Raw genomic sequence first — 24,795 nt, 5'->3', positions numbered from 1 at the left:
AGGTTTTTATGATGGCAGAACAACAAAAAGTAGAGAATCAAACAGAGGATCAGCAAACAAATAATGAAGGTACATCGAACGAGGAAACAGGTTCAAACGGCAGTCCTATTAAGCGTTCCATTGCGGGGGGATTAATTGGAGCAACAGTTGGTTATTTGGCTACACCTGAGAATGCAAAGAGAATTAAAGACAGCATCGACAGCGACAAGCTAAAGAGCAAAGGATCAGATTTCGGCCAAATGGCAAAAGAAAAATCGAAGCAAGCGGCAGATTCGATTAAGAATTCCGCTATGAGCTTATTTAACCACAACGATGACTCAAAAGATAAGGATGATAATGAAGAAGAATCATCAAATGAAGAAACAAATGAGGAAACAAATGAAGAAGAAAATACAGCTCCTGGGAACTCTGATAGCACAGAAGAAAGTTCCAAAAATGAAGACTATGAAGCATTGAAAGAAGAAAATGAAAACCTTCATGACCGTCTAGGCAGACTAGAAGAAATGTTAACAAAATTAGCAGACGGTCAAAATGAGAATAAAGAAGAAAAGAATGATGAAGAAGAAAAGAATGATGAAGAAGAAAATGATGAGGATTCAACTGATGAGGAAGACTCAAAGGAAGAAGAGCCAGAAGAAGTAGAAAACACAGGTGAAGAAGAGAAAGAAGAAGAAGACAAGGAAGACAAGGAAGACAAGTCTTCTAAGAACGATGATAGTAAGGATAAAGAAGAAGACTCAGACGAAGATGAAAAAGAGGAAGAGTCTGATGATGAATCGGATTCTGATGAAGAGGACAAAAAAGATTCATCGAAAAAAAATACAACAAGTAAAAAAGGAAACACAAGAAGAAAACGTACTTCTTCAAAAAAATCATCACAATCTAAATCTAAAAATAGTACAACCCTCTCAAGTGATGATGATACTTCGTCAAAATAAGTTGAGAAGGGAGATGGTCATATGAGTAACGCACAAGATAGTATACTAGAATACTTCGTGCACGCAGCGAATAAGCATGATTTTTCTTTAAATATTACGTTAAATGTCGGCGGAGCTATGGTTACCGGTACAATGATCTCAGCAAAAGAATACTTTTCGTTATTAAGTGAAAAGTTTGAAGGTGGAAATGATATTTCAAATCACCTCAGTGAGCAGTTAAAGCAAGCAGGGGAGTCTGCAAAAGGCGATGAAGAGACCCCTGCAAGCTTTATCCACTTAAATGAAGCGCAAGTTTATTGTGGAGATCGCGAGCCTACTCCTTCTGAGGGAGAAGTGTTGTGGAGAGGAAAATTAAGTGAAGTAGACGGTTTCTTTTTAGGGAAGATTTCTGCTGGGGAAACCACCTCGGATCAAGAAAAGGATGGTCATGATTCTAGCAGCAATAAGCTGAACAATCGCTTAGACCAACTAGAAGAGAATATTAAAGGGTTATTCGGAAAAGAGAATGATGATAAAGATCAAGAAAAAAAAGAGTCTGAGGAAGAACCTGAGGAAGATGAAAGAATAGAAGAGGAAGAACAAAAGGAAGAACAAGAGCAAGAACAAGAGCAAGAAAGCACAGATCCTTCTAGTGAAGAAGGCGAAACAGATGAGGAATCTGGCGAAGAAAAAGAGGCAGAAGAAGAAACGGAAGAGAAAGAAGAAGAGAAAGAGAAAGAGAAAGAGAAAGAGGAAGATCTAGAAGAAGAGCCGGAACAAGAACAAGAAAAAGAAAAAGAAGAAAAGAAATCGGATCAGTCAAAGAATTCTTCGAGATCAAAACGTTCTTCTAATACAAAAAAAACTAGCAAAAGCTCTAAAAAAGAAGAGTAAAGTCGATAAAGCATATAAGAGTTAATCATATTTGAGTTAAACGTATAAGAGTGAATCATATCGACTTCCTTAGGCTGCACGGTGAGAGGAGATGGAAGGGTGAGGAATGAATTAGTTCTAAAGAAAGATCCCATTCTTGAATTTTTCGTGCAGGCAGCTAATAACCGAGGGTTTACGTTAGACCTTACGTTACAAATAGAAGGTTGTCTTATAACAGGGACGTTGATGTCTGCCAAGGATTATTTTATGGACTTGAGTGAAGGATTTGAGGATAGCGATGATATAACTCAAGCTATATCTAAGCAGATGGCATCTGCAAGTGAAGAAGCAGGAAAAAGTGGAAAAGAAGAGGCGAATTATATCCACTTAAAGCATGCTGACATTTATTATGGAGACAGCAATCCTATTCCACAAACAGGCGTTAGATTATGGAGAGGAAAGTTGAGTGAAGTGGAGGGTTTCTTTCTAGGGAGGATTACTAATACCTCGTAGAAATAGGGTGCCCTAACAGGTCCTGAAAAGTATTAAATAATAAGAAAGAAGCTGCCCCTTAGGAGCAGCTTCTTTTACTAGTATCTTTAAGAGCTCAGGTAACCAGTTTTCTTAAGTAAATAAGTCGAGGCTTGCTTGAAAGAGCCATATATTTTGGCTTCTGGTTTCACTTTTTGTGCTACTAAGTTCTTTATAAGCGGTATTTGAAACCCTACATATATAGGCTCTGCGCCAATTAAAGACACTGTTTCTGAGATTGTTGCAATTTGATTGACCACTAGCTCATGATCTTCAACTATCATAGCGCTGAAATCAAAAACGACGTACTCTATCCCCAGTTTGGCGCACTCGTTTAATAATTTTTGCTGCAACAGATCAAAGCGCTTGCTATCGTACGTTCCGATCAAGGGAACTAGCAGGGAGTCATCGACAGCCATAGGGAGGATGGGGGTACTTAACTGCTCTAACAGTGACATTTGCCTCTCATTTTCTTCCTCAGCAGCTGTTACATCATCCCAGGTAAGAATGTAGCCAACCTCTTCATTCTTCTCATTTTTAAGTCTTGTCACTTTTAGCAAGGCCGAATACTTCCCATAAAGCTTGATTTTTGTTTGATAAGGAAGATGGTGCGTTAATATATGTTGTTGGTGATTAAAGTTACGATGGAAAATTGATAAATTCTTTCCTAGTACATCATGTGAATTTGATATATGAATATCATCTTTTATTTCTTCTAGTAGTTGATGGGCAGAATTATTCATCCATACTAACTGAAAGTCATTATCAGCAATGAAGATATTTTCTCCAATAGAGTTTAGTACGGCAAGCGTTTCAGCTTGAGTGATGACATTAAACACAAGCATCTTTCTCCTCTTTTTAATTGTCACTTACGTTCATTTTTGTATTATAACAAATTAAGTAGAGAGGGTGGAACTATCTTTATTTACCAGTGAGTCGAATACTAGTGAAAACAAAATAGATCGAAAGTCACCTCTTTTAAAAATGGTCATCATTTTCTTGTTTTACTATTCATTCCAAAGGGTAGAGAGTATTGGATATTAACCGTAAATAAATGATTGCATGTTTAAGGGAGGATAATGAAATGAGTAATGAACGAGAAATGCAGAATAAAAAAGATCAACAGCTAGAATCATTTCGAGTGGAAGATGAAGGGAAAAAATTGACAACCAATCAAGGATTAAAAGTTTCTGAAGATGAATTTTCCCTTAAGGCTGGCGAACGTGGGCCAACTTTAATGGAAGACTTTCATTTCCGTGAAAAAATGACTCATTTTGACCATGAACGGATTCCTGAGAGGATTGTTCATGCCCGTGGATTTGCAGCACACGGTGAGTTCCAAGTATATGATTCTATGAAAGAGTTTACAAAGGCAAAGTTTTTGCAAGATCCATCTGTTAAAACACCTGTTTTTGTCCGCTTCTCTACAGTAGCAGGTTCAAAAGGTTCTGCTGAGACAGTTCGAGATGCTCGTGGATTTGCGACTAAATTTTATACTGAAGAAGGAAACTACGATTTAGTGGGTAATAATATTCCTGTTTTCTTTATCCAAGATGCAATTAAGTTTCCAGATTTAGTTCATGCCCTTAAGCCAGAACCGCATAATGAAATCCCACAAGCACAATCAGCTCATGATACATTTTGGGACTTCATTGCAAACAATCAGGAATCTGCCCATATGGTCATGTGGGCAATGTCAGACCGATCCATCCCCCGCAGCTTCCGAATGATGGAAGGCTTCGGAGTCCACACTTTCCGATTTGTTAATGAAGAAGGTAAAGCTCATTTTGTTAAGTTTCATTGGAAGCCGGTGCTTGGTATTCATTCGCTTGTGTGGGATGAAGCACAGAAAATTGCTGGTAAAGACCCCGATTTCCACCGTCGTGACTTATGGGAATCGATTGAAAATGGAGATTATCCTGAATACGAACTAGGTGTTCAGCTTATTAGCGAAGAGGATGAATTTAACTTCGACTTTGATGTACTCGATCCGACAAAGATATGGCCAGAAGAAGAAGTACCTGTGAAAATCATCGGGAAAATGACATTAAACCGTAATGTAGATAATGTATTTGCTGAAACGGAGCAAGTTGCCTTCCATCCAGGACATGTAGTACCGGGAATTGATTTTACAAATGATCCTCTCTTGCAAGGTAGATTGTTCTCCTATACGGATACACAGCTGATCCGCTTAGGAGGTCCTAACTTTCATGAGCTGCCGATTAATAGACCGGTATGCCCTTTCCATAATAACCAGCGAGATGGGTATGGGCGTCAAACGATTAATAAAGGACAGGTAAGTTATCATAAAAACTCTTTAGCAGCTAATACACCACAACCAGCATCTGAAGAAGAAGGAGGCTATGCTCATTATCAGGAGAAGGTAGAGGGGCGTAAAGTTCGTAAAAGAAGTGAAAGCTTTAAAGATCATTTTTCTCAAGCTAAATTATTCTGGAATAGTATGAGCGAGGTTGAAAAAAATCACATTATTGAAGCGTTCAGTTTTGAGCTCGGAAAAGTTCAAAGTAAGTCGGTTCAACAGCAAGTCGTTGAGATGTTTGCCCATGTAACATCGGATTTAGCAAAGCCGGTAGCTGAGGCGATTGGAGCGAATCTACCTCAATCTGAAGGTTCTAGTGTGACAAAATCTTCTCTGGCTCTTAGTCAGGAAAATACAATTAAAAAGCCTGATACTCGTAAAGTTGGGGTTATTATAGATAATGGATTTAACGGAGACGAAGTGAAGCAAGTTCTTAATGAGCTTCAGTCTAAAGGGATTCAAGCAGAGTTTATCAGTGATAAATTAGGCATTAAAAAATGCGCAGGAGGCAGCGAAATTGAAATTGATCACACCTTCCTGACTGGCGAATCTGTATTGTTCGATGCTTTATATGTAGTCGGTGGAAAGGAAGTTGATCCATCGTTTAAAGACGATGCTGTGTACTTTATTAAAGAAGCTTATGCTCACTTCAAGCCAATCGGGGCGACTCATGTAGGTATTAAGTGGCTAGAAGAACAAGAAATTGTAGAAAAAGAAGGAGTAGTAACTGGAACTGATATGAACATTTTCAGTCAAAACCTTACTGGAGCGGTTATGGAACACCGCCATTGGAACCGTTAAACGATTCCAATGCATATGTATGCAGAGAGGGGACATGTCCCTTCTCTTTTTTGTCTTTTTGTAAAGGACAAGTTATTCTAATATAAATGTAGTTTTATACATATATCAAGAGAAATATAGTGAAAGTATTTAGTGAGGCTAAATAAATCGTCAGGAAATCAACCCTTCCCATACAAATATAGTTTCTAAAAATAATAAAAAAATAAAATTTTCTGTTAATACTGTTTACAATCTTGTAATAGTGTAGTAATTTTGTATGTGTCAAAAAGACTATTTTAGAGGAGGATGTCATGATTAAAAGCAAATTCTTCAGAGCTGGTGTTTGTTCTATTGGTATGGCTTTGGCACTTGTGGGCTGTGCAAGCGAACCAACATCTAATGGCGAAACGACAGATGAGACTGGGCAAGGAGTAGAAGCAGAAGGAGGCGGCGAGCTTGTAGTAGCGGTTTTATCGGATGCTACGTCACTTGATCCGCATACGTCTAGTGATGTTCCAAGCGGGAATATTCAGTCAAATATCTACCAAACACTCGTAAAGTACAACACCGACATGGAACTTGAGCCTCTGTTAGCAGAAGAATGGACGCCGGTTGAAGAGGACGTTTGGGAGTTTAAGCTTCGGGAAGATGTGTATTTCCATGATGGCAGTGAATTTAACGCTGAAGTCGTAAAGGCGAATGTTGAACGTATCTTGAATGAAACAACAGCATCTCCGCGTGCTATTCTTTTTGAAATTGTGGAAGAAATTAATGTAGTAGATGACCATACAATTCAGTTTAAAACAGAGCAGCCATTTGCTCCGCTTCCTGCTCATATGGCACATTATGCATCAAGTATGATCAGTAAAGAGGTTATTGACGGGGATAACGAAGCAGTAGAAAATGGAGAACAGCCTGGTACATATGTAAATGAAAACCCTATTGGAACTGGATTCTTTAAATTTGATAACTGGCAGCCTGGTGATCATCTCGTTCTAGATAATTTTGAAGATTATTGGGGTGAGAACGCTAAGGTAGATACAGTAACATTCAGAGTGGTACCTGAAGACTTAACACGTATTGCTGAGCTTGAGACAGGATCAGCTCATATTATTGACCCTGTACAGCCAAGTGATTTAAGCCGTGTTGAAAATATGGCTGGAACTGAAGCTTATGTTCGAAATGCCGCAAGTATCACATATCTCGGCTTTAATATGGAGAAAGAACCGTTTGATAATAAATTAGTTAGACAAGCGATTGCGATGACGCTTGATAAAGAAGCAATGCTTAATGGTATTTTAGATGGTACAGGTGAAGCTGCTATTGGCCCAATCAATGATACGAACTTCGGATTTAGCGAAGAGGTAGATGCGATTGAGCGTGATGTTGAAGGAGCGAAAGAACTTCTAGCTGAAGCGGGTTATGAAAATGGATTTAATACAACAATCTGGACAAATGATAATCGTGAACGTATTGATATTGCTGAACTTACACAAGCAAGCTTAGCTGAAATTGGGATTAATGTTGATATTCAAGTGGTAGAGTGGGGGGCATACTTAGATGCTACTACTGCTGGTGAACATGATATGTTTATTCTAGGCTTATCTCTTGGTACAGGTGATGCTGATTATCCTATGCACATGTTATTCCACTCTGATAGTGTAGGCTCTGGTAATCGCGTATTTATGCAAGATGAAGCGTTTGATCAAATGTTATATGAGGCACGTATAGAACAAGATGAAGATACGAGACTTCAAATGTATGTAGAGGCAACAAACTACTTAAATGAGGAATCACCGATGGCTTTCTTATATCACCCATCTCATATTATGGGAGTAGGGGAAGGTGTTGAAGGGTTCTGGTCTGATGCATCTGGTGTATATCAGCTGCAAGATGTAACGATTCAATAGAAGTAGTATAAAGTCAGCCAGGTGAGAAATGTTTCGCCTGGCTCTTTTTTGTGGAGCCTTTCTAATGATCTTAGTATAGTTTGTACCGCACTCATTTTTTATAGCTCAATGGAGCGTGCTAGCGTTCTGAGCTGGACTTGAAAGAAGAGGATATGACGTTTCTAGTAGTCTAATTGTGCCCAGTAGAAGGATATTAATGGAAATTTCATAATGTATACAAAAATGTATACAAGAAAACAAAATGTAAACTGTGTGTATACAAAAATGTGAACATGTATACAAACAAGTACACATGCTGTTTTGAAGCCATGTATACATAATAGTATACAAGTATACAAAAATGTAAACATGTATACTATTTGAATGCAACTATTGGGTGATTGACGGAAAGATGGTGCTGAGATACTCTTAAATAGAAATGGTAAAAGATAGATTTAGATCCATTAATCTATTTAGCCATTATTTTATATGGAAAGGTTTGATACATGTATGACGAAAAGTAGAATCGCAGCTATTGATGTTGGTAATGATTCAGTTAAAGCCTTATTTGGAAAAGCTGATTTTGAATTAAATATCCCAAATGTAATTGCTAGAGATACAGAGGATCGTCCTGTTATTGGAATTGAGGAATTAAATGATAAAGATCCTTTAGAAGGAATACATATCCGTGTCCATTCACCCGCATTAAATGATAATAATGCGATCTATCGTGTGGGGAATTTAGCGACAAAAAGCGACAATGCGACAGAGCTTGACCCAGGCAGCAGTAAATCTGAAGAAGATCAAACGCTTGTTATGCTTTTTGCTACATTAGCGCTTGATGCAGTTCGTGCGGAAAACGGCGAGCTGTTTAAAAAGTCTAATCAAGTAATTGATGCAAATTATACGTTAGGGACGGGCTTGCCGCTTCGTGAAGTAAAAGAAGGAAAAGATGTTGGATATCGTTCTCAGCTTCTAAGCTCTGTTCACCAAGTAGAGTTTTTAGTGACACCTAAATACCAAGGATTAAAAGTTAACATCCGCTTTGACCAAGTAAAAGTATATCCAGAAGGCTTTGCTGCCTACATTAACTTAGTAATGGATAAAGATTTAAATATTATTAATCGTGATCTAGTAGATAAGCGTATTTTAATTCAAGATATCGGCGGCCTTTCAACAGATATCGCTGTTATTAAAAACCGTAATGTTGATGATGATAAGGCTCAAGGCTTTAACCTTGGGGTGTCTGAATCTCTTGAGGCCATCCGTGAAGAAATTAGAACGAAACACGGTGTTGAGCTAGATACTCGCCGCGATGTAGTTGAGGTCATTACGAAAAAGCAAGACCGCAATCACATCATGGTTAAAGGAAGCCGTACGAGTGTTCATGACATTACAGACCGCATTTTATTTGAACTTGCGAAAAAGCAATACCGCCATCTTCGTAACGTATGGCAAAAGAATTCGCAAACAGAGATTTGCTACTTTGTAGGCGGCGGTGCGATGGTATTAAAAGAGTACTTGAAAACATTAAATAATAATTTAGACGGTTATAATATTGCGTTCTTTGAAGATGAGAAAGAGAGCATCTGGATGATGGCTAATGCATACTACAAGCTGATTGCTGATTTTGATCGTAAAAATAATCAAGTCGCAGCAGCGAAAGATCCTCAGTCTCATCAAGAGAAAAAAGCGGCTAAGAAATAATAGGTGCTATGATGAAAAAAAAGGGGTCAACAGGAATTGAAAGGGGGCAGGCGATTACTTTTCGCCTTCCTTCTGATACTCCTGATCATATTCTAAGGCAGCTTCAGAAGTTAAAAGAGACGGAGAGAAGAAACTTTTCAAGCAAGATGGCTGAATATGTATTAGAAGGGGTAAGCCATTCACTTTCACAAGACAGAGAAACGGTTACGATTCCTTTGCCTAAACAGTTAAGCAAGGAACAGCGTAATTGGCTTAAGCACTCTCATTCTGAAGCCTTGTTAGGGAGCATTGTTTATCAGCTGCTGGCTGATCCGATGCGTGCCACATCTGTTTTAGCGGCTCTCAATAGTTCTTCACTTGATATTGATGAGGCTCTTTATCTTCAAGAAATTGAGCTTTCTTCTTTTGATGATCAAAAAGAAGCTATAGAAGAAGTTGCAGCAACAGAAGAGGAGGAGCATACACCTCCTCGCACATCAGATGATGAACTTATGAACTTTGACTGGAGCCAAATGAACAAAGAACAGGCAGCTACAGAAGAGTTAGAGGATACTGAAGAAGAGGATGCCGATGATTTGTTAGGTGATTTTCTTTCTAGAATGAATAAGTGAGTAGGACAGCTTACTTCTGATTTGTATCGGGGGGAGCTGTTTTTTTATGGTTTTGCCTTATTTGGGAATGATATAGATGAGGTGATTACCATGTATGATTGTGTCATTGTTGGAGGCGGAATTGCTGGTCTGCAAGCAGCTATTCAATTAGGAAGATACGAGCATCGTGTCCTTGTCATTGATAGCGATGGAGGCAGATCATTATTATGTAAAAGTTATCATAATATATTAGGTTACCCCTATGGTGTAAGTGGAGACTATTTACGATCAATTGGAAAAGAACATGCTGTACGATTAGGAGTCCAGTTTTTACAAGGGAAAGTTGAGACCATAAATAAGCATAAAACTTATTTCACTCTTCAAACCGATCACAGAGAAGATATATTAGGAAAGCGAGTATTGCTTGCTACTGGAATTATGGACCGGTTTCCTAAACTTGAAGGGCTGCTTCCTTGTCTTGGGAAAAGCGTGTATGTTTGCCCGGACTGTGACGGCTATGAAATTAAAGACATGAAAACTGTCATTATAGGGAGTGGCGATGTTGGAGCGAATATGGCCCTCACTCTTCTTTATTGGAGCAAGAACTTACTGTATATAAACCATGAAAAAAAGACAGTTTCTAAAGATTTGCTTAAACAACTTAAAGAAAAGGGCGTTGAATATATCCAAGAAGAGGTTTCAGCTTTGACGGAAGAGGATGGACTTCTTTTGGATGTGAGATTAAAGAACGGAAATGTGATAAAGGTAAATAAGGGGTTCATTGCGTTTGGCGGGAATGAGGTGCGTTCTGATTTGGCTCAGCAGCTAGGAGCTGAGAGGCTTTCTAACAAGCATATCGTAGTCGACCCTCGCTCTAAAATGACCTCAGTGGAGCATGTATGGGCAGCAGGCGATGTAGCTGCTCACTCAGAACAAGTGACGATTGCGATGGGAGAAGGGTCTCAGGCAGCCATATGGATTCATAAATCCCTATGCTAATAAATAAACACAATGGTCCAAAGGCCATTGTGTTTTATTTGCATTACGCTCGTAAATCTTCTAATAAATGAATCAGATAAATTAGTTCTTCCTCTTTTAATTCTTCGAGGGCATGCGTAAACTGCCTTAGTAATTCAACCATTTCAGGACTGATCGTTTCACTTGCTGATTCAATTATCATTCCTGTGACAGCTCCAACAAACGTCGACAGCTGAATGGCTGGATTTTTTGAGATGTTCAGCATATTAAGAGTAAGATGTTGTATGTTAGGACCTTGGTTATTTAAATAAACGAGAAGAACTCCTAAAAACTGAGCACATACCTCAATTTTATAAGGGGCATGGGGCATACGTTCTAGCAAGGGAGTGATTTGATTATCTAATGATTTCGTTTGATGGATAAAAGCCAGCACATTTTCTTTAATACCCATCCATTCTTCTTCGCTTGTGATATGAACTCTTTCTTTAAGAAACATATCCTTCGATTTTTCTGTAGGAACAAAAACGACAAGGGAACGTCCTGTTTCATTAGGATTGACTGAATATGTTTTCTCAAGGAATTGATGCTTTTCGAGCTCTTTTAAAATATCGTAGGCGGTCCATTTGCTGACACCAATCGTTTTAGCGATCTCGGAGTAATGGATCGGTTCATTTGTTTTAGCATAGATATGAACTAACTCCTCTAAAAATTGTTTTCGCCGGTTTGTCAGGCTCAATCGTCTACCTCCTAGTTTAAATAAACATTTACTTTGAGTTTTTTGGTCTTTTGGGTATATAGTAAATATATATATAAATAGTATAGCAATTAAAGATACTTTCTTATACTTTTTGGGTTTTTTGGGCATAAAATGAGCTAAAAGAGGGGGGATATCATGCGTATATGCTATTACAGGTCGTATCAGGCTATTTATAAAATCATTTCTACCTTCCTGCCTTGGCGCTATCCTTCTTTACTAGAAGGAGAAGGCAGCTTAGATGAACTTCCTGCCATTATTAAAGATAAACAGGTCGATTGTTTGTTAATCGTAACTGACCAGGGAATCATTTCAGCAGGCCTGCTGTATCCTTTTGTGGAACAAGTAAAGAGTCTTTCTATTGATGTGTGTATTTATGATAAGACCGTACCGAACCCGACCATTCAAAATATAGAAGAAGCATTGGAACTTTACCATTCCAATCGATGCATAGGGATTGTTGCATTTGGAGGTGGGTCTTCTATTGATTGTGCAAAAGGAGTAGCAGCACGGGTGGCTCGGCCGGATAAAAGGATTTCAGAAATGAGAGGTCAGTTAAAAGTGAAGAAAAAAACCCCTCTTTTGTTTGCTGTACCGACGACATCAGGGACCGGGAGCGAAGCGACATTAGCGGCCGTCATCTCTCACACAGAAACTCAGGAGAAGTATGCAGTTAATGATCCTGTTCTTATCCCTGATTATGCTGTGCTTGATCCTCTTTTGACTATAAAGCTCCCTGCTCATATTACGGCAGCTACGGGAATGGATGCATTGACGCATGCTGTTGAAGCATATATTGGCAGAAGCAATACGGAAGAAACGAAACAATGCAGTTTGCAATCAGTGAACCTCATTTTTAACCATTTACCAACAGCGTATTCGGATGGACTGAATAAAGAAAGCCGTAAGTCTATGCAGAAGGCGTCTTATTTAGCAGGTGTGGCTTTTACCAGGGCATATGTCGGATATGTCCATGCTATTGCTCATACACTTAGCGCGTTTTACGGTGTACCTCATGGGCAAGCGAATGCGATCATTCTACCTCATGTTTTAGAGTACTATGGCTCATCAGTATATAAGCCATTAGCGGAGTTAGCTGAGGCAGCGGAGATTTGTGCGTCGGAAGAATCGGATAAAGAGAAGGCCGTAAAGTTCATTAGATCAATTAAAGAACTTAATGCCGCTATGAATATTCCAGATAAAGTGAGCGATATCAAAGAAGAGGATATTCCTTTAATGGTAGAGAGGGCGCATAAGGAAGCGAACCCGCTCTATCCTGTACCGAAAATCTTGCTGAAAGATGATCTTACCCGTCTTTATCATTTAATTAAAGAGTAAAATAAAAAGAGGTATGAGCACTTATGCTGCTCTACCTCTTTTTTAATGGAAACGAAGATTGCACCCTCTATTTAACGAACAACTTCTGAAACAATTTCAAATGAGCGGAGTCGTGCTTTGTGATCATAAATTTGTGCATTTACCATCATTTCATCAGCTCCTGTTTCATCTAAGAACGCTTGCAGCTGCTCTTGTACCATCTGCTTGTCTCCAATGACAGATGAACCTAGCTGCTGGTTAAGTGTTTGTTTTTCAAATGGTGTCCATAAGTCATCCATGCTATCAACTGGAGGCTGGAGCTGCGTTGGCTGATTACGAACGAGATTTAAAAATTGCTGCTGCATCGATGTCGATAAACGATGTGCCTCATCAGCGGTATCTGCCGCAATGACATTAACTCCTACCATCGCATATGGCTCATCTAGAACTTTTGATGGTTTGAAGTGATCACGATACACTTTTAATGCAGGCAATGTGTTATCAGGTGAAAAATGGCTGGCAAACGCAAATGGCAGGCCGAGTGTCCCTGCTAATTGCGCACTGAACCCGCTAGAGCCTAACAGCCAGATCGGAATATCAAGTCCTTCTCCAGGCACAGCACGAACGCGAAGCTCTTCAGTTGGCTGCAAGTATTCACGTAATTCGGCAAGCTGCTCTGGAAAGTCTTGGCCGTTGCTTCTGCGGTCACGTCTTAACGCATAAGCCGTCATTTGATCGGTCCCTGGTGCCCTGCCAAGGCCGAGATCAATTCTTCCGGGGAATAAAGACTCTAGTGTCCCAAACTGCTCTGCAATAACTAACGGGGCATGGTTTGGAAGCATAATCCCCCCGGAACCTACTCGGATGCTGTTTGTATGAGCGGCAACATGTCCGATGACTACAGACGTAGCAGAGCTGGCAATACCAGGCATATTATGATGCTCAGCCAGCCAATACCGCTCGTAACCCCATTTTTCAGCATGTTGAGCTAGGTCGACTGTATTTTTAAATGAATCACGAGGCGTTCCTCCTACAATAACCGGTGCAAGGTCAAGAACGGAAAATTTAATATCTTTCAGCGTTTTCGCTTTTTGATTTAATGACATCATCTCAACTCTTTTCATCAGATAGTACTTGGAAGGTACCGTGCACAACATAGTATGCGCGCGAATAGTTCAAAACTTCCATATATATATTGTAACAACTATCTTTCGGGTAGCGTAATAAAACGACTTGAAAGATTGAAAAAGTGGTAAAGCTCCTGTCACTAATTAAACTTTTGCAAAAGATGGTCGACGAGATTGTTTAAGCAAAAAAGTAGGATATGAGCAAGAGGTGTCGAATGAAAAGAGAAATAGATAAAGGAGTGGTTCCTATGGCAACGATTGAAGACTTTTTAGAATTAGATATCCGAATTGGCACGATACAAGCAGCCGAACCGCTTGTAGGCGCTCGCGTGCCTGCCATTAAGCTTACGATTGATTTTGGAGAAGAGCTTGGTATAAAAGGTTCAAGCGCTCAAATTACTAAACGATACAACCCAGAAGAGTTGATAGGCAGGCAAGTGACAGCGGTTGTCAATTTTCCACCGAGAAGGGTAGCTGGATTTAAGTCAGAGGTACTTGTGTTAGGCGGTGTGCCTGAAGAAGGGGACGTGGTGCTGTTAAAGCCCGATACAAATTTACCAAATGGCACAAAAATAAGCTGAAAACCTCCCAATCAATGGGAGGTTTTATTTTTGGGCTGTTTTATTTGTTTTAGAAAGCCTTTTATAGCAGGGAACCAGTCAAGCAGCAGCAGGGTAATCCCCATAAGTAGAGACAGGCCCGTCCAAAAGGAAATGCCGGTTGAAATGGAGGAATAGCCTCCATCAAAGTAGTTCGCTTCTGTTGAATTCAAGTTCATGACCATCATCGCGGCTGTCATATGTTTAGAGGCATATAAAAAAGCAGACACTGCAATAAAAAAGCAGCCTAGAATTACTTTATTTGACATACACTTTAACTCCTCATCCAGTATTTACCTTAATGTTACTACGAAATGGCTGATCATGAATGAGAAATTAGGGCTAAACGTGAAGAAAACCTCGCAAATGCGAGGTAATACTAGAGGCAGCACCCGGATTCGAACCGGGGATGAAGGTTTTGCAGACCTTTGCCTTACCGCTTGGCGATGCTGCCATATCTTTATACCTTACAATATGCATTAGATTGGGGTTTAGAACCAATAAGTTAAAGTCGATCATATAAAGCCAACCATATAAAGTCTAACCATGATGTTTGAAAAGCGAGTGAAAGGGTATCTTAATTACATAAAAAGGAGGCGTTATCCTTGGGACGATTAATTAAACGTATTATCAAGTGGGCACCTATTATTTATCCGATCGTAAGAAAGTTTTTAAATAAACGCAAACAGCAAAAGCATACAAATCCAGGATCCCCTAGATCCTAGAAATTAAGTCGGTCTCACAAGCGTGAACCGGCTTTTTTCATCTGGATTCATAACTCCTTCATGTTTAAACTCTCCGTAGGAATCATTCTTTAGCCTCCCTAACAAAAACATATTTCGCTTATAGGAAAAATTAGTTAGAATAAACAGAAAGAAGTCTGCTTTTAGGTCGATATAAAAGAAAAGGTCTAATCGAATCATGTTATAGATATCTGCGCAATTCTGCTAGAAAGAGGTGATTTGATGAATGAGAGCATTGGAAATAAGACGATTCAATTAAGAAACATCATAAAAACGTTAGAAGAGCTTCATGATATTGTATTTTTGATGGAGTACGTAGAAGGACGTTTTAAATATGCTTATTTCAGTCACGGGGCACTAGAATATGCTTCTTTAACCGAAGACTGCCTAGGGAAATATATAGATGATGTGTACCCTGCTTATATCGCAGAACACCTCCAACAAATGTATCTTGAAGCGATTCATAAAAGAAAACCTGTAACCTATAAGGATAAAATGAATGTTGATTCGATGAATCAAATGGGTAAGTCAGTGATCACCCCGATCGTAGAAGAAGATGGTTTCATTAACTATTTATTATGTTTCACAGAAAAGCTGACTCATGATGACTTTTTTGACTCGCTGACCGGACTGCCGAGCATTAAGGGTTTAAAAGAAAAGCTTGAGAGCAAAGTAAAAAATGCACCAGATAAGCAGCTAGCTGTATGCTATTTGAAAATTAATCAATTTGAGCGGATTGTGGACTTGATTGGCCATGAATCGATGGATGAATTTACGGTTGAAATGACAAATCGTATGCTGCGTGTCCTGCAATTTGAAGAAAGCGGATTGGCTCGGGTTGCTGGAGATGAATATATTTTTTATGTTGTGTCTGATAAGGAAATTTGTCAGGTAGCTGCTGAGATTCAACGTCAGCTTCAGGCGCCGTATTTAATTGATGAAATGAATTTATCGGTACAGTCCGTTATGGGGATCGCCTACAAGCGTAACGAGGAATTGCCGATTGAACATTTAATTAACCAATCGTATCACGCTATGTTTCAAGCGAAGCAAAAAGGCGGACAAGCTATTACGGTCTTTAATTTTAATAAGCATACGAACGAAGTGATGAATAAGCCTATTCTAGAACGTGAGCTCCGTAAAGCGATTTCTAGAAAAGAATTGACTCTTTATTTTCAGCCAATTGTTCATGTGGAAACGTCAACCGTTCATTTCGAGGCACTTCTTAGGTGGTTTAGTCCTAAGCTAGGCACGATTCCGCCTGATGTATTTATACTCGTTGCAGAAGACAGAGACTTCATCCAGCTGATCGATGAGTGGGTCATTGAAAAAGCGTGTGAGTTCCTGCGATCATTAAACGATCCTAAAGCAAAGGTGGCTGTTAATTTATCTCCTAAAACATTAGCCGCACCGTCTATCGAAAGCCGCTTAATTGAAGGGATATCGGAATATGGAATTTCTGCAGAGCAGATTGAATTAGAAATAACAGAGCATTCCTTATTAAAAAATGAGCAAGCGATTATTCATAAGTTATCACGCTTAAAAGAGGTAGGTTTTAGTGTAGCAATTGATGATTTCGGTGTCAGTAATGCTTCATTGAACTATTTACGTCTGCTGCCGGTCGATAAAATTAAAATCGATAAAGTCTTTATTCATAATATCGAAAACGAGACGAAAGAATATCATATTGTCCATTCGATTATTTCGCTTGCTAGAAAACTTGGACTGCGTGTAACTGCAGAGGGTGTGGAAACAAGCGAGCAGGCAGAAATGCTTTTAGAATCTAAATGTGATGAGCTGCAAGGGTACTATTTTTCAAAACCTGTAGATGAGCATTCATTACCAGAAGCAGTTAAAGAGCTTCAAGGCCGGCTTAAAGTATTAGTTAACCAGTAAAATAAGCTCGATCTGAGTTACAGCCTCAGATCGAGCTTATTTTTTATTACATATTAACAGGGTGATCTTCTTTTAAGACAAGAATGACTTTACCTTGATCTAGTTTGTTCTCTAAATTTTCTGCTTCTGCTTCAGTGAAGCCGAGCTCTGAGAATTTAGCGCGCAGTTCATCACCTTTTTTGCGGAACACATTCTTAATGGAGGTACCAAGACCTACTTCGCTCGCTCCAACTGTATTGGCATCTGAATTATCTGCAATGCGGTCTGTACGATCATCATCATGTGTGATGACATACATTGTTGCTGGGTCTACACCTTTAGCCTTCAATGTTTCAATTTCACGTACAACTTCTTCGTCATTTTGGAACTCTTTATAGTTTGGTTTCATCGTTATCGCCTCCTTGGTGAAAATTTACCCGTCTCAGACATTTTAAAACCTGAGAGGTGTTTTTTTCGAGGCTGTATAGAGGGGAGAATTGCCACGAGCCAAGCAGTATCAAAGGGTTATTTTTAATTTGTGAAATTATGAAAATAAGACATTTTCCATGTCGTTGTGCACTGATTGTCTAAAAGGTGTTTAAGAAACGTACAAAATAGGAAAAGCTTTTGTAGGTACTTTTCATATAAGGAGGCAAAAGGATGGATCCACATAAATTATATATAGCAGGGGAGTTTATTGATTCAACGTCAGAGGAATTTATAGATGTCGTTAATCCTTCTACAGAAGAAGTGATTTCAAGGATTGCAAACGGTACTGAAGAGGATGCAAACAAGGCAATTGATGCCGCGTATGATGCGTTGCAATCATGGAAGACGGTTCCTTCAAATGAAAGAGGAAAAATTGTCCGAGAGTTAGGGGATGCCCTTAAAGAAGAAAGAGAAACATTTATACGTCTTCTAATCGAAGAGCAAGGTAAGAGTTATGACCTTGCAGTGGGCGAAGTCGATATGGCAATTGATTATTTTTATTATATGTCTGAATGGTCGAGAAAAATCGAAGGTGAAATCGTTCCAAGTGATCAGAAGAATGAACAAATTTTCATACACAAAAAGCCGATTGGTGTAATTGCAGGAATTGTGCCATGGAATTTCCCAGTGTTTATTTTGGCTAGAAAAGTAGCCACTGCGTTAATTGCAGGCTGTACGATTGTGCTTAAGCCGAGTCAGCAGACTCCAAACACAGCAGCGAAATTTAATGAGCTTGTTCACCGTTCTTCCTTGCCAAAAGGGGTTTATAATTTTGTGACGGGTAAAGGCTCCGAAATTGGCAACGTCATGGCATCACACCCTAAAGTAGGGATGGTGACGATGACCGGGGGCATTAAAGCGGGAACGAAAGTAATGGAGGCCGCTGCCCAGCAGATTACAAAGGTTAATTTAGAATTAGGCGGGAAGGCACCAGCAATCGTTACAAAGCATGCTGATCTCGATCTGGCTGTGAAAAGCATTAAAACGTCACGCCTGACAAACTCAGGGCAGGCTTGTACAAATGCTGAGAGAGTATATGTTCATGAGGATGTAGCAGATGAATTTCTACTGAAAATGGTTGATGTGATGAAAGCTGCAACGTATGGCAATCCGCTAGAAGATAAAAAGGCGGATATAGGGCCATTAATTAGCAAAGATCATTTAGAGGGCATTTATGATATGGTGAAAGAAGCCGTGAAAGACGGGGCTACGATTCTTGTCGGAGGACAGCCAGCTGAAGTAGAAAAAGGCTTTTTCTTTGAACCTACCTTGTTAAAAGACGTGAAGCATGATTCGGCGATTATGAAAGAAGAAATTTTCGGGCCCGTTCTTCCGGTCACAACTTATCGTGATTTTGATGAAGTGATTGAAATGGCGAATGATTCCGAGTACGGGTTATCGTCTTCTATTTACAGTGAAAATTATCATGAAGTGATGCGTGCCACTGCTCTCTTGGAATATGGCGAGACATTTGTTAACCGTGAGAATTTTGAAGCGATACAAGGGTACCATGCTGGCATGAGAAAATCAGGGCTCGGCGGTGCTGATGGAAAACACGGCTTAGAAGATTATTTAGTTACACATGTTGTGTATATGCAATATAAAGAAGATTAAGAGGAGGAGGGTTGACCTGCATAATGGTCAGCCCTCTTTGCAGGTGTTAAACAGAATCTTTCTTACATACATAGATCAATTGCTTGCTCTTTGCATGCATTGGTGTCTTATTCCAATCGCTATAAGCGTGTAAAATGGTAAATCCATGTCCTTCTAGGAGCCGTTTCATTTCTTGTGGGAGAACATAGCGAAGGCGGATCGTTTCTTTCTCTTTTTGTACCTTTTCCCCATCTATTTTTATCACTTGTGATACGCATTCTAGCACTTGCTCTAGGGGGTGATAAATGTCTTCATAAACCTCTGTGACCTTTCTGCCAAGATGATCTGTGAAGGATGCCTCATACGGTTTCACCCCTAAAATATCTTCTATTTCTAGAAAACGAGTACCGAACAAGAAAATTCCTTCCTCCTCAAGGTGCGCATGAATCCCGCTTAAGAGGGCATCCTGCTCTTCATTGGTTAAGAAATGTTGAAAGGCATTACCAACTAGAAAAAGAAAGGGACTCTGTACTGAGAGATCTAGTTTTGTTGCATCCTGCAGGTGGAAATCTACTTTGACATTTTTGGATTCTGCTTTCTTCCTAGCGCGGTCTAACATTCCTTGGTGAATATCGACCCCAATGATGTGATGGCCTCGTTCTGCTAGATATACCGCACTTCTTCCCGTGCCGCATGCAAGGTCAATAATCGGGCCGTGACATATATCAGCATATTCTTCTATGAGAGATAAGTCTTTTGTGTACGTATCATTTTGAGCGTCATAAAGCAGAGGGTCATGGTATTTTTCAAGATTAGTTAATTTCAAACGGTTCACTCCTAAATCTGTTATTAGAAAATTCTAACACATTTGGTTGCAGCGGGGTACATTTAGTTCTATTTAGAATAATGATATAATCACCCTACAGAACAAGTACGTGCAACCCCCGTGCATGGCATGCGGGAAAATAGGCAATGTTGGGTGGACGAAATAGATGAACGAGTTAAAAGTAACGATAAACGATTCACATATAAAAAAAATAAAATCAGGCTCTCCTTTGCTTGAGAAAGAGGCGATCCAAAATATTAAGCCGTTAAAGGAAGAAGGAATGCTTCTCTCACTTGTTGATACGCGTGGAAACTTTATTGGCAGAGGCTATTATGGACGCCAGAATAAAGGGTATGGATGGATTTTAACGAGAAGTGAGCATGAAGCAATTGACTCTATGTTCTTTTTAGGGAGAATTCATCAGGCCATTAACCATAGAAACTCTTATTTTGAATCAAATGATACAACCGCATTTCGTGTATTTAATGGTGAAGGTGACGGAGTGGGCGGTCTCACAATTGATTATTATCACGGTTATTATGTGATGACATGGTACAGTGAAGGGGTCTATCGTTTCCGTGATTGGGTTATTGAAGCACTGCAGTCTGCTCCCAATTTTAAAGGGCTGTATGAAAAGAAGCGGTTCAATAAAAAAGGGACGTATGTAGAAGATGATGATTTTGTTACTGGAGACAGGGGAGAGTTTCCGCTGCTTGTTTTAGAAAATGGAATTCAGTTTGCAGTGTATTTAAATGATGGCCCGATGGTAGGGGTGTTTCTCGATCAAAAAGAGGTACGAAAAAAGATCCGTGATTCTTATGCAGAGGGTAAAACGGTACTGAATACATTCTCTTACACAGGAGCTTTTTCAGTAGCTGCAGCATTAGGCGGAGCGACCAAAACAACGAGCGTTGATTTAGCTAATAGAAGTCTCCCTAAGACGATTGAGCAGTTTAGTGTAAATGGAATCGATTACGAGGCCCACGACATTGTTGTTATGGACGTATTTAAATATTTTAATTATGCTAAACGTAAGGACTTGAGCTTTGATATAGTTATTTTAGATCCACCAAGCTTTGCTAGGTCAAAAAAACATACGTTCAGTGCACAGAAGGACTATACAAGTCTGCTGCAAGAAGCGATTCAAATTACGGAAGATAACGGGGTTATTGTGGCTTCTACAAACTGCAGTACATTTGGAATGAAGAAGTTTAAAGGCTTTATCGATCAAGCGTTTAAGAAGGAAGGATACCGCTACAAAATTGAAGAAAGCTATTCTCTGCCGCCTGATTTTAAAACGACGAAAGCTTTTCCTGAAGGAAACTATTTAAAAGTGGTTTTTGTAAGGAAGTTGATATAAGAAAGTGGATACAGTGAAACAGCCAGGCCCTATAATTAAAATGTACCCTATAGAGTAGACACTTAAAAAAAGTCTACCTATAGGGTACTTTTTTGTATAATAAATAACATTACTACTAGAGAAATACATCATGAGATGGGAGTACATAATGAGTAAAAAGGACTTTACTAAAAACGAGATTAAGCGATTATCATCTAATAAGTACGTTAGATCTGTTAGTTCAAAAAGCATCACTTATACAGATGAATTTAAACACATATTTATAGCGGAAAAAGAGAAAGGGAGGTTTGCCAGAGACATATTTGAAGTATGCGGATTTGACGTTGAAGTTTTAGGAACAGAAAGGATTAAATCAGCGAGTAAAAGATGGCAAAAAGCTTACAATCAAGACGGGTTAATGGGACTACGTGACACGAGAGCTGAAAATTCAGGGCGTACAAAGGAAAAGGAGCTTTCCATGGAGGAGAAGAATGCTCGCTTAGAAGCTCAAATTAACTTACTAAAGGCGGAAAACGAACTTTTAAAAAAGATTCGGTTCGCGGAAAGGGGGATGAAGAAATAGTCCTTCCCCCTAGCCAGAAGTATATCCTCATTCGTACTGTGATTGAAAAGTATCAACTGAAACATATGGTTAAATATCTTTGTGAATTAGCTGGTGTCTCAAGAAGCGGGTACTATAATTACTTTTCATTAAAGTCACAGGAACACAGGAAACAACGAGATAAAGCCGATCAAAAAGTGAAGAAGGTCATCCTAAAAGCTTTCCATTTTAAAGGTCGTAAGAAAGGGGCACGTCAAATTAAAATGACATTGGCGGGTCAATTTAGTGTTGTCTACAATTTGAAGCGGATCCGACGAATCATGAAGAAATACAACATTATTTGTCCTATTAGGAAGGCCAACCCTTATAGACGAATGATGAAAGCTACACATGAACATCGGACAATGCCAAACTTATTGAATCGGGAGTTTAGGCAAGGTATTCCAGGAAAAGTCCTCTTAACAGATATCACCTATTTATTTTACGGTAAAAATCAAAAGGCTTACTTATCAACCATAATAGATGGTACCTCTGGACAAGCTTTGGCTTATCATGTGTTAGACCGCCTAACGATGGACTTAGCTACAGACACTCTTTTAAAGTTAAAGAAGAATAGAAACTTCAAGAAAGCAAAGGATGCTTTCATTCACTCGGATCAAGGATTTCATTACACAAGTCCTGCTTTTCAAAAGTTAGTGAAGAAGATGGGATATCATCAGTCGATGTCAAGACGAGGAAACTGTTGGGATAACGCCCCTCAGGAATCTTTCTTTGGCCACCTTAAGGATGAAGCCTCTATTAAAGAATGTTCAACTCTAGATGAAGTAAAAAAAGAAATGAAACGATATATGACCTACTACAATCACTATAGATACCAGTGGAATAGAAATAAGATGACCCCTGTTCAGTACAGAGATCATCTTATTAAGGCTGCCTAGGCTTTTTAAAAATGTCCTTTACAAAGGGTACACTTTAAATAAGAGCCTGGCTTGTTTTTTTAATTAGCAAATACGTGGCTGCCAATACGATGTTCTACTGTTCTTGTTTGGATCCATTCAGATGTCGCGATGTCTGGGTTAAAATAATATAATGCCCCCTGGCTTGGATCAGTACCTTTGTATGCTTCTCTTACGGCTTGGTATGCTGTCGCATCAGGTGTTAACTCATATTGTCCATCATGAACCGCAGTAAATGCATTACGCTGGTAGATGACACCGGCAAGAGTTTGAGGAAATTCATCAGACTCTACTCTATTTAATACAACACCAGCTACGGCTACTTGTCCTTCAAAAGATTCTCCACGTGCTTCACCGTAGACAATTTTTGCTAACTTATGTACTTCTTCTAATAAACTATGTGTAGCAACTCCTGCAAGTCCGTCTACAACTAACCCAAAATCACTTTGGAAGTTTCGGACAGCCTGGTCGGTTTGAGGTCCGTAGTAACCCGTTGCATCTGTATCTAAGTAATCTAGTTGAATTAACTGCTTTTGTAACTCTTCTACCTCTGCACTAGTATCTCCTTGTTTCAGCAAGCTGTGAGCTTGTCCTTCTGTTGGTGAAATGAAAAATAGAATAGCTAATGCTACAAATGTTTTACTTAACAAAAATAGTTGTTTCATGTCATCACTCCTCATAAGATTCCTGTATGTATTGACCAAAACTGTTTACCACGAATGAAGCTTTTTTAAACATTGCTGTTTAAAATGTCTCAGTCTATACAGGGTGATTGTTGATTAATTTTATTGTTTCATAGCCTTTCTACTGTAAACAAGAGACCATCATCCGGGACACAAAGGATGTAAACAGGGACATTTTTATTTGTTTTACTCAAAATTAGTAAGATGACCTGCATAGAAGGACACATTTTTTCTTTTTTTTATATTTATTGGTAAAAAGATAGAATGAAGTAGTTGGTTATTTCAATATATTTACAAATATAATGACTAAATGACAGCAATTACCTTCTTTTTAAAGCGTTTGGCATACCATAAACTAGGCAGAAATAAATGAAGTTAACTTTTTCCGGTTGACATTAAAAAGGGAAGTTGAAATAATGTAGGCAATTGAATACATGTTGTTTTCTAGGGTTCCGCAGCGATTCAGCTGGACTGGTCCGAGAGAAAACCCACAATGAAACCAATTGTGACACGGAGGGATAAAAGCCCGGGAGATATTCTTTTTAGAAAAGAGTATGTCCCGGGCTTTTTTTGTTGTGATAAAGGAGGAGAAGAGAGAATGAGCAGGAGAACAAATGAGAAATTAAATGTAGAGTGGGGAAAGGTCGTCATTGCAGCATTTTTTGAGGTTGGCTGGGTAATTGGATTAAAACATGCTTCCCTGTGGTGGGAGTGGATGATCACGATCATAGCGATTGCGGTCAGCTTTTACTTGTTAATTCAAGCAGGGAAAAGACTGCCGGTTGGAACTGCCTATGCTGTATTTGTAGGGCTGGGTACTGCAGGTACCGTTTCTGCAGAATTTTTATTATTTGGAGAGCCGTTAGAAATAATAAAGGTTCTTCTGATAGGGTTGCTTTTAGCTGGGGTTATAGGATTAAAGCTTGTAACGAGTGAAGATCAAAGCCAGCATGAGAAAGGGGTGGAGTAAGAGTGGAATGGGTGTATTTAATTTTAGCAGGACTATTTGAAATGGCTGGTGTAGCAATGATTAATAAGTGGCATCATGACCATAAAATGACCAGCTTACTCATGCTAGGAAGCTCTTTTGTGATCAGCTTTCTATTCCTGGCAGCTTCGATGGAAGGATTGCCGATGGGGACGGCCTATGCTGTATGGACAGGAATCGGTGCAGCAGGAGGAGCGCTTCTAGGAATGATCTTTTATAAAGAATCAACCGATTGGAAAAGGCTTGTCTTCCTTGCAATGATTCTGAGCGCAGCGATTGGGCTTAAATTGGTAACATAGAACGTTTCACGTGGAACAATAAAGGATGTTTCACGTGAAACGCCAATGCGATATCTTTTT

General features: G+C 39.3%; 23 protein-coding genes, 1 tRNA gene and 1 riboswitch. Of the genes, 16 read left to right on the top strand and 8 right to left on the bottom strand.

The features are described from left to right. Positions 1 to 8: 8 nt before the first annotated feature. From gvpT to gvpU (BPOF4_RS18850), 3 genes are all read left to right on the top strand, one after another. On the top strand, positions 9 to 938 hold the full coding sequence (gene gvpT, locus BPOF4_RS18865) for a YtxH domain-containing protein (protein ID WP_148229552.1): 930 nt from the start codon (positions 9 to 11) through the stop codon (positions 936 to 938). Between the two features lie 21 nt (positions 939 to 959). Further along, positions 960 to 1,811, top strand: a complete 852-nt coding sequence (gene gvpU, locus BPOF4_RS22695) for a gas vesicle accessory protein GvpU (RefSeq protein ID WP_012960854.1) — start codon at positions 960 to 962, stop codon at positions 1,809 to 1,811. A 99-nt stretch (positions 1,812 to 1,910) separates the two neighbouring features. Continuing rightward, complete coding sequence (gvpU, locus tag BPOF4_RS18850) at positions 1,911 to 2,303, top strand: gas vesicle accessory protein GvpU (protein ID WP_012960853.1); 393 nt, start codon at positions 1,911 to 1,913, stop codon at positions 2,301 to 2,303. Between the two features lie 86 nt (positions 2,304 to 2,389). Here gvpU (BPOF4_RS18850) and BPOF4_RS18845 read toward each other — a convergent pair whose 3' ends face one another. Beyond that, positions 2,390 to 3,160, bottom strand: coding sequence for a methyl-accepting chemotaxis sensory transducer with Pas/Pac sensor (locus tag BPOF4_RS18845; RefSeq protein WP_012960852.1), 771 nt, complete (start codon positions 3,158 to 3,160; stop codon positions 2,390 to 2,392). Positions 3,161 to 3,405: 245 nt separating this feature from the next. Between BPOF4_RS18845 and BPOF4_RS18840 the strand changes: the two genes are divergently transcribed. The 5 genes from BPOF4_RS18840 to BPOF4_RS18820 all read left to right on the top strand — a co-directional run bounded on the left by BPOF4_RS18840 (position 3,406) and on the right by BPOF4_RS18820 (position 10,606). Beyond that, complete coding sequence (locus BPOF4_RS18840; protein WP_012960851.1) at positions 3,406 to 5,442, top strand: catalase; 2,037 nt, start codon at positions 3,406 to 3,408, stop codon at positions 5,440 to 5,442. A 290-nt stretch (positions 5,443 to 5,732) separates the two neighbouring features. After that, positions 5,733 to 7,331: a glutathione ABC transporter substrate-binding protein gene (locus BPOF4_RS18835; RefSeq protein WP_012960850.1), complete on the top strand. Its 1,599-nt coding sequence runs from the start codon at positions 5,733 to 5,735 to the stop codon at positions 7,329 to 7,331. A gap of 489 nt (positions 7,332 to 7,820) precedes the next feature. Further along, positions 7,821 to 9,017: a ParM/StbA family protein gene (locus BPOF4_RS18830; protein WP_012960849.1), complete on the top strand. Its 1,197-nt coding sequence runs from the start codon at positions 7,821 to 7,823 to the stop codon at positions 9,015 to 9,017. An 11-nt stretch (positions 9,018 to 9,028) separates the two neighbouring features. Beyond that, positions 9,029 to 9,628, top strand: coding sequence for a hypothetical protein (locus tag BPOF4_RS18825; RefSeq protein ID WP_012960848.1), 600 nt, complete (start codon positions 9,029 to 9,031; stop codon positions 9,626 to 9,628). A 90-nt stretch (positions 9,629 to 9,718) separates the two neighbouring features. Beyond that, a complete protein-coding gene (locus BPOF4_RS18820; RefSeq protein ID WP_012960847.1) occupies positions 9,719 to 10,606 on the top strand; it encodes an NAD(P)/FAD-dependent oxidoreductase in 888 nt (295 codons plus the stop codon). Positions 10,607 to 10,649: 43 nt separating this feature from the next. Here BPOF4_RS18820 and BPOF4_RS18815 read toward each other — a convergent pair whose 3' ends face one another. After that, positions 10,650 to 11,321, bottom strand: a complete 672-nt coding sequence (locus BPOF4_RS18815; RefSeq protein ID WP_012960846.1) for an Lrp/AsnC family transcriptional regulator — start codon at positions 11,319 to 11,321, stop codon at positions 10,650 to 10,652. A gap of 156 nt (positions 11,322 to 11,477) precedes the next feature. On the opposite strand from BPOF4_RS18815, the gene BPOF4_RS18810 reads away from it, so the two are divergent. Continuing rightward, positions 11,478 to 12,677, top strand: coding sequence for an iron-containing alcohol dehydrogenase (locus BPOF4_RS18810; protein WP_012960845.1), 1,200 nt, complete (start codon positions 11,478 to 11,480; stop codon positions 12,675 to 12,677). A gap of 71 nt (positions 12,678 to 12,748) precedes the next feature. Here BPOF4_RS18810 and BPOF4_RS18805 read toward each other — a convergent pair whose 3' ends face one another. Next, positions 12,749 to 13,762 carry an LLM class flavin-dependent oxidoreductase gene (locus BPOF4_RS18805; protein WP_012960844.1) on the bottom strand — a complete coding sequence of 338 codons (1,014 nt, stop codon included), beginning with the start codon at positions 13,760 to 13,762 and terminating at the stop codon, positions 12,749 to 12,751. Between the two features lie 269 nt (positions 13,763 to 14,031). On the opposite strand from BPOF4_RS18805, the gene csaA reads away from it, so the two are divergent. After that, positions 14,032 to 14,364, top strand: coding sequence for a chaperone CsaA (gene csaA / locus BPOF4_RS18800; RefSeq protein ID WP_012960843.1), 333 nt, complete (start codon positions 14,032 to 14,034; stop codon positions 14,362 to 14,364). Between the two features lie 11 nt (positions 14,365 to 14,375). On the opposite strand, the gene BPOF4_RS18795 is transcribed toward csaA, so the two are convergent. Both BPOF4_RS18795 and BPOF4_RS18790 read right to left on the bottom strand, forming a co-directional pair. Continuing rightward, complete coding sequence (locus BPOF4_RS18795) at positions 14,376 to 14,651, bottom strand: hypothetical protein (protein ID WP_012960842.1); 276 nt, start codon at positions 14,649 to 14,651, stop codon at positions 14,376 to 14,378. Between the two features lie 114 nt (positions 14,652 to 14,765). Further along, a tRNA-Cys gene (locus BPOF4_RS18790) sits at positions 14,766 to 14,836 on the bottom strand. Between the two features lie 511 nt (positions 14,837 to 15,347). Here BPOF4_RS18790 and BPOF4_RS18785 point away from each other — a divergent pair. Then, positions 15,348 to 17,021, top strand: coding sequence for a putative bifunctional diguanylate cyclase/phosphodiesterase (locus BPOF4_RS18785; protein WP_012960840.1), 1,674 nt, complete (start codon positions 15,348 to 15,350; stop codon positions 17,019 to 17,021). A 46-nt stretch (positions 17,022 to 17,067) separates the two neighbouring features. Here BPOF4_RS18785 and BPOF4_RS18780 read toward each other — a convergent pair whose 3' ends face one another. Next, positions 17,068 to 17,409 carry a YflT domain-containing protein gene (locus tag BPOF4_RS18780; RefSeq protein ID WP_012960839.1) on the bottom strand — a complete coding sequence of 114 codons (342 nt, stop codon included), beginning with the start codon at positions 17,407 to 17,409 and terminating at the stop codon, positions 17,068 to 17,070. A 251-nt stretch (positions 17,410 to 17,660) separates the two neighbouring features. Between BPOF4_RS18780 and aldA the strand changes: the two genes are divergently transcribed. Beyond that, complete coding sequence (gene aldA / locus BPOF4_RS18775; RefSeq protein ID WP_012960838.1) at positions 17,661 to 19,103, top strand: aldehyde dehydrogenase; 1,443 nt, start codon at positions 17,661 to 17,663, stop codon at positions 19,101 to 19,103. Positions 19,104 to 19,149: 46 nt separating this feature from the next. Here the strand turns inward: aldA and BPOF4_RS18770 are convergent, their stop codons facing one another. Continuing rightward, positions 19,150 to 19,908, bottom strand: a complete 759-nt coding sequence (locus BPOF4_RS18770) for a class I SAM-dependent methyltransferase (protein WP_012960837.1) — start codon at positions 19,906 to 19,908, stop codon at positions 19,150 to 19,152. A 166-nt stretch (positions 19,909 to 20,074) separates the two neighbouring features. On the opposite strand from BPOF4_RS18770, the gene BPOF4_RS18765 reads away from it, so the two are divergent. Together BPOF4_RS18765 and BPOF4_RS21780 are read left to right on the top strand one after the other, a co-directional pair. Then, the gene (locus BPOF4_RS18765; RefSeq protein WP_012960836.1) at positions 20,075 to 21,268 is read left to right on the top strand and encodes a class I SAM-dependent rRNA methyltransferase; all 1,194 of its coding nucleotides are present in this window, start codon (positions 20,075 to 20,077) and stop codon (positions 21,266 to 21,268) included. 148 nt (positions 21,269 to 21,416) lie between these two features. Then, positions 21,417 to 22,747, top strand: a protein-coding gene (locus BPOF4_RS21780; protein WP_235806211.1) for an IS3 family transposase whose coding sequence is annotated in 2 segments (ribosomal slippage) — positions 21,417 to 21,798 and positions 21,798 to 22,747 — 1,332 coding nt in all. Because the reading frame shifts where the segments join, the coding sequence is not laid out codon by codon here. A 59-nt stretch (positions 22,748 to 22,806) separates the two neighbouring features. Here BPOF4_RS21780 and BPOF4_RS18750 read toward each other — a convergent pair. Beyond that, the gene (locus BPOF4_RS18750; protein ID WP_012960835.1) at positions 22,807 to 23,430 is read right to left on the bottom strand and encodes a cell wall hydrolase; all 624 of its coding nucleotides are present in this window, start codon (positions 23,428 to 23,430) and stop codon (positions 22,807 to 22,809) included. Between the two features lie 451 nt (positions 23,431 to 23,881). Beyond that, positions 23,882 to 23,983: riboswitch (guanidine-I (ykkC/yxkD leader) on the top strand. Positions 23,984 to 24,046: 63 nt separating this feature from the next. Between BPOF4_RS18750 and BPOF4_RS18745 the strand changes: the two genes are divergently transcribed. Next, positions 24,047 to 24,418, top strand: coding sequence for a DMT family transporter (locus BPOF4_RS18745; RefSeq protein ID WP_012960834.1), 372 nt, complete (start codon positions 24,047 to 24,049; stop codon positions 24,416 to 24,418). A gap of 2 nt (positions 24,419 to 24,420) precedes the next feature. Then, entirely contained in the window at positions 24,421 to 24,735 is a 315-nt protein-coding gene (locus BPOF4_RS18740) for a DMT family transporter (RefSeq protein WP_012960833.1), read from the top strand. Positions 24,736 to 24,795 lie beyond the last annotated feature (60 nt).

It is taken from the genome of Alkalihalophilus pseudofirmus OF4 (genome assembly GCF_000005825.2).
GTDB classification, from domain to species: domain Bacteria; phylum Bacillota; class Bacilli; order Bacillales; family Bacillaceae_D; genus Alkalihalophilus; species Alkalihalophilus pseudofirmus.
This window is presented reverse-complemented; position numbering and strand designations above follow the sequence as displayed.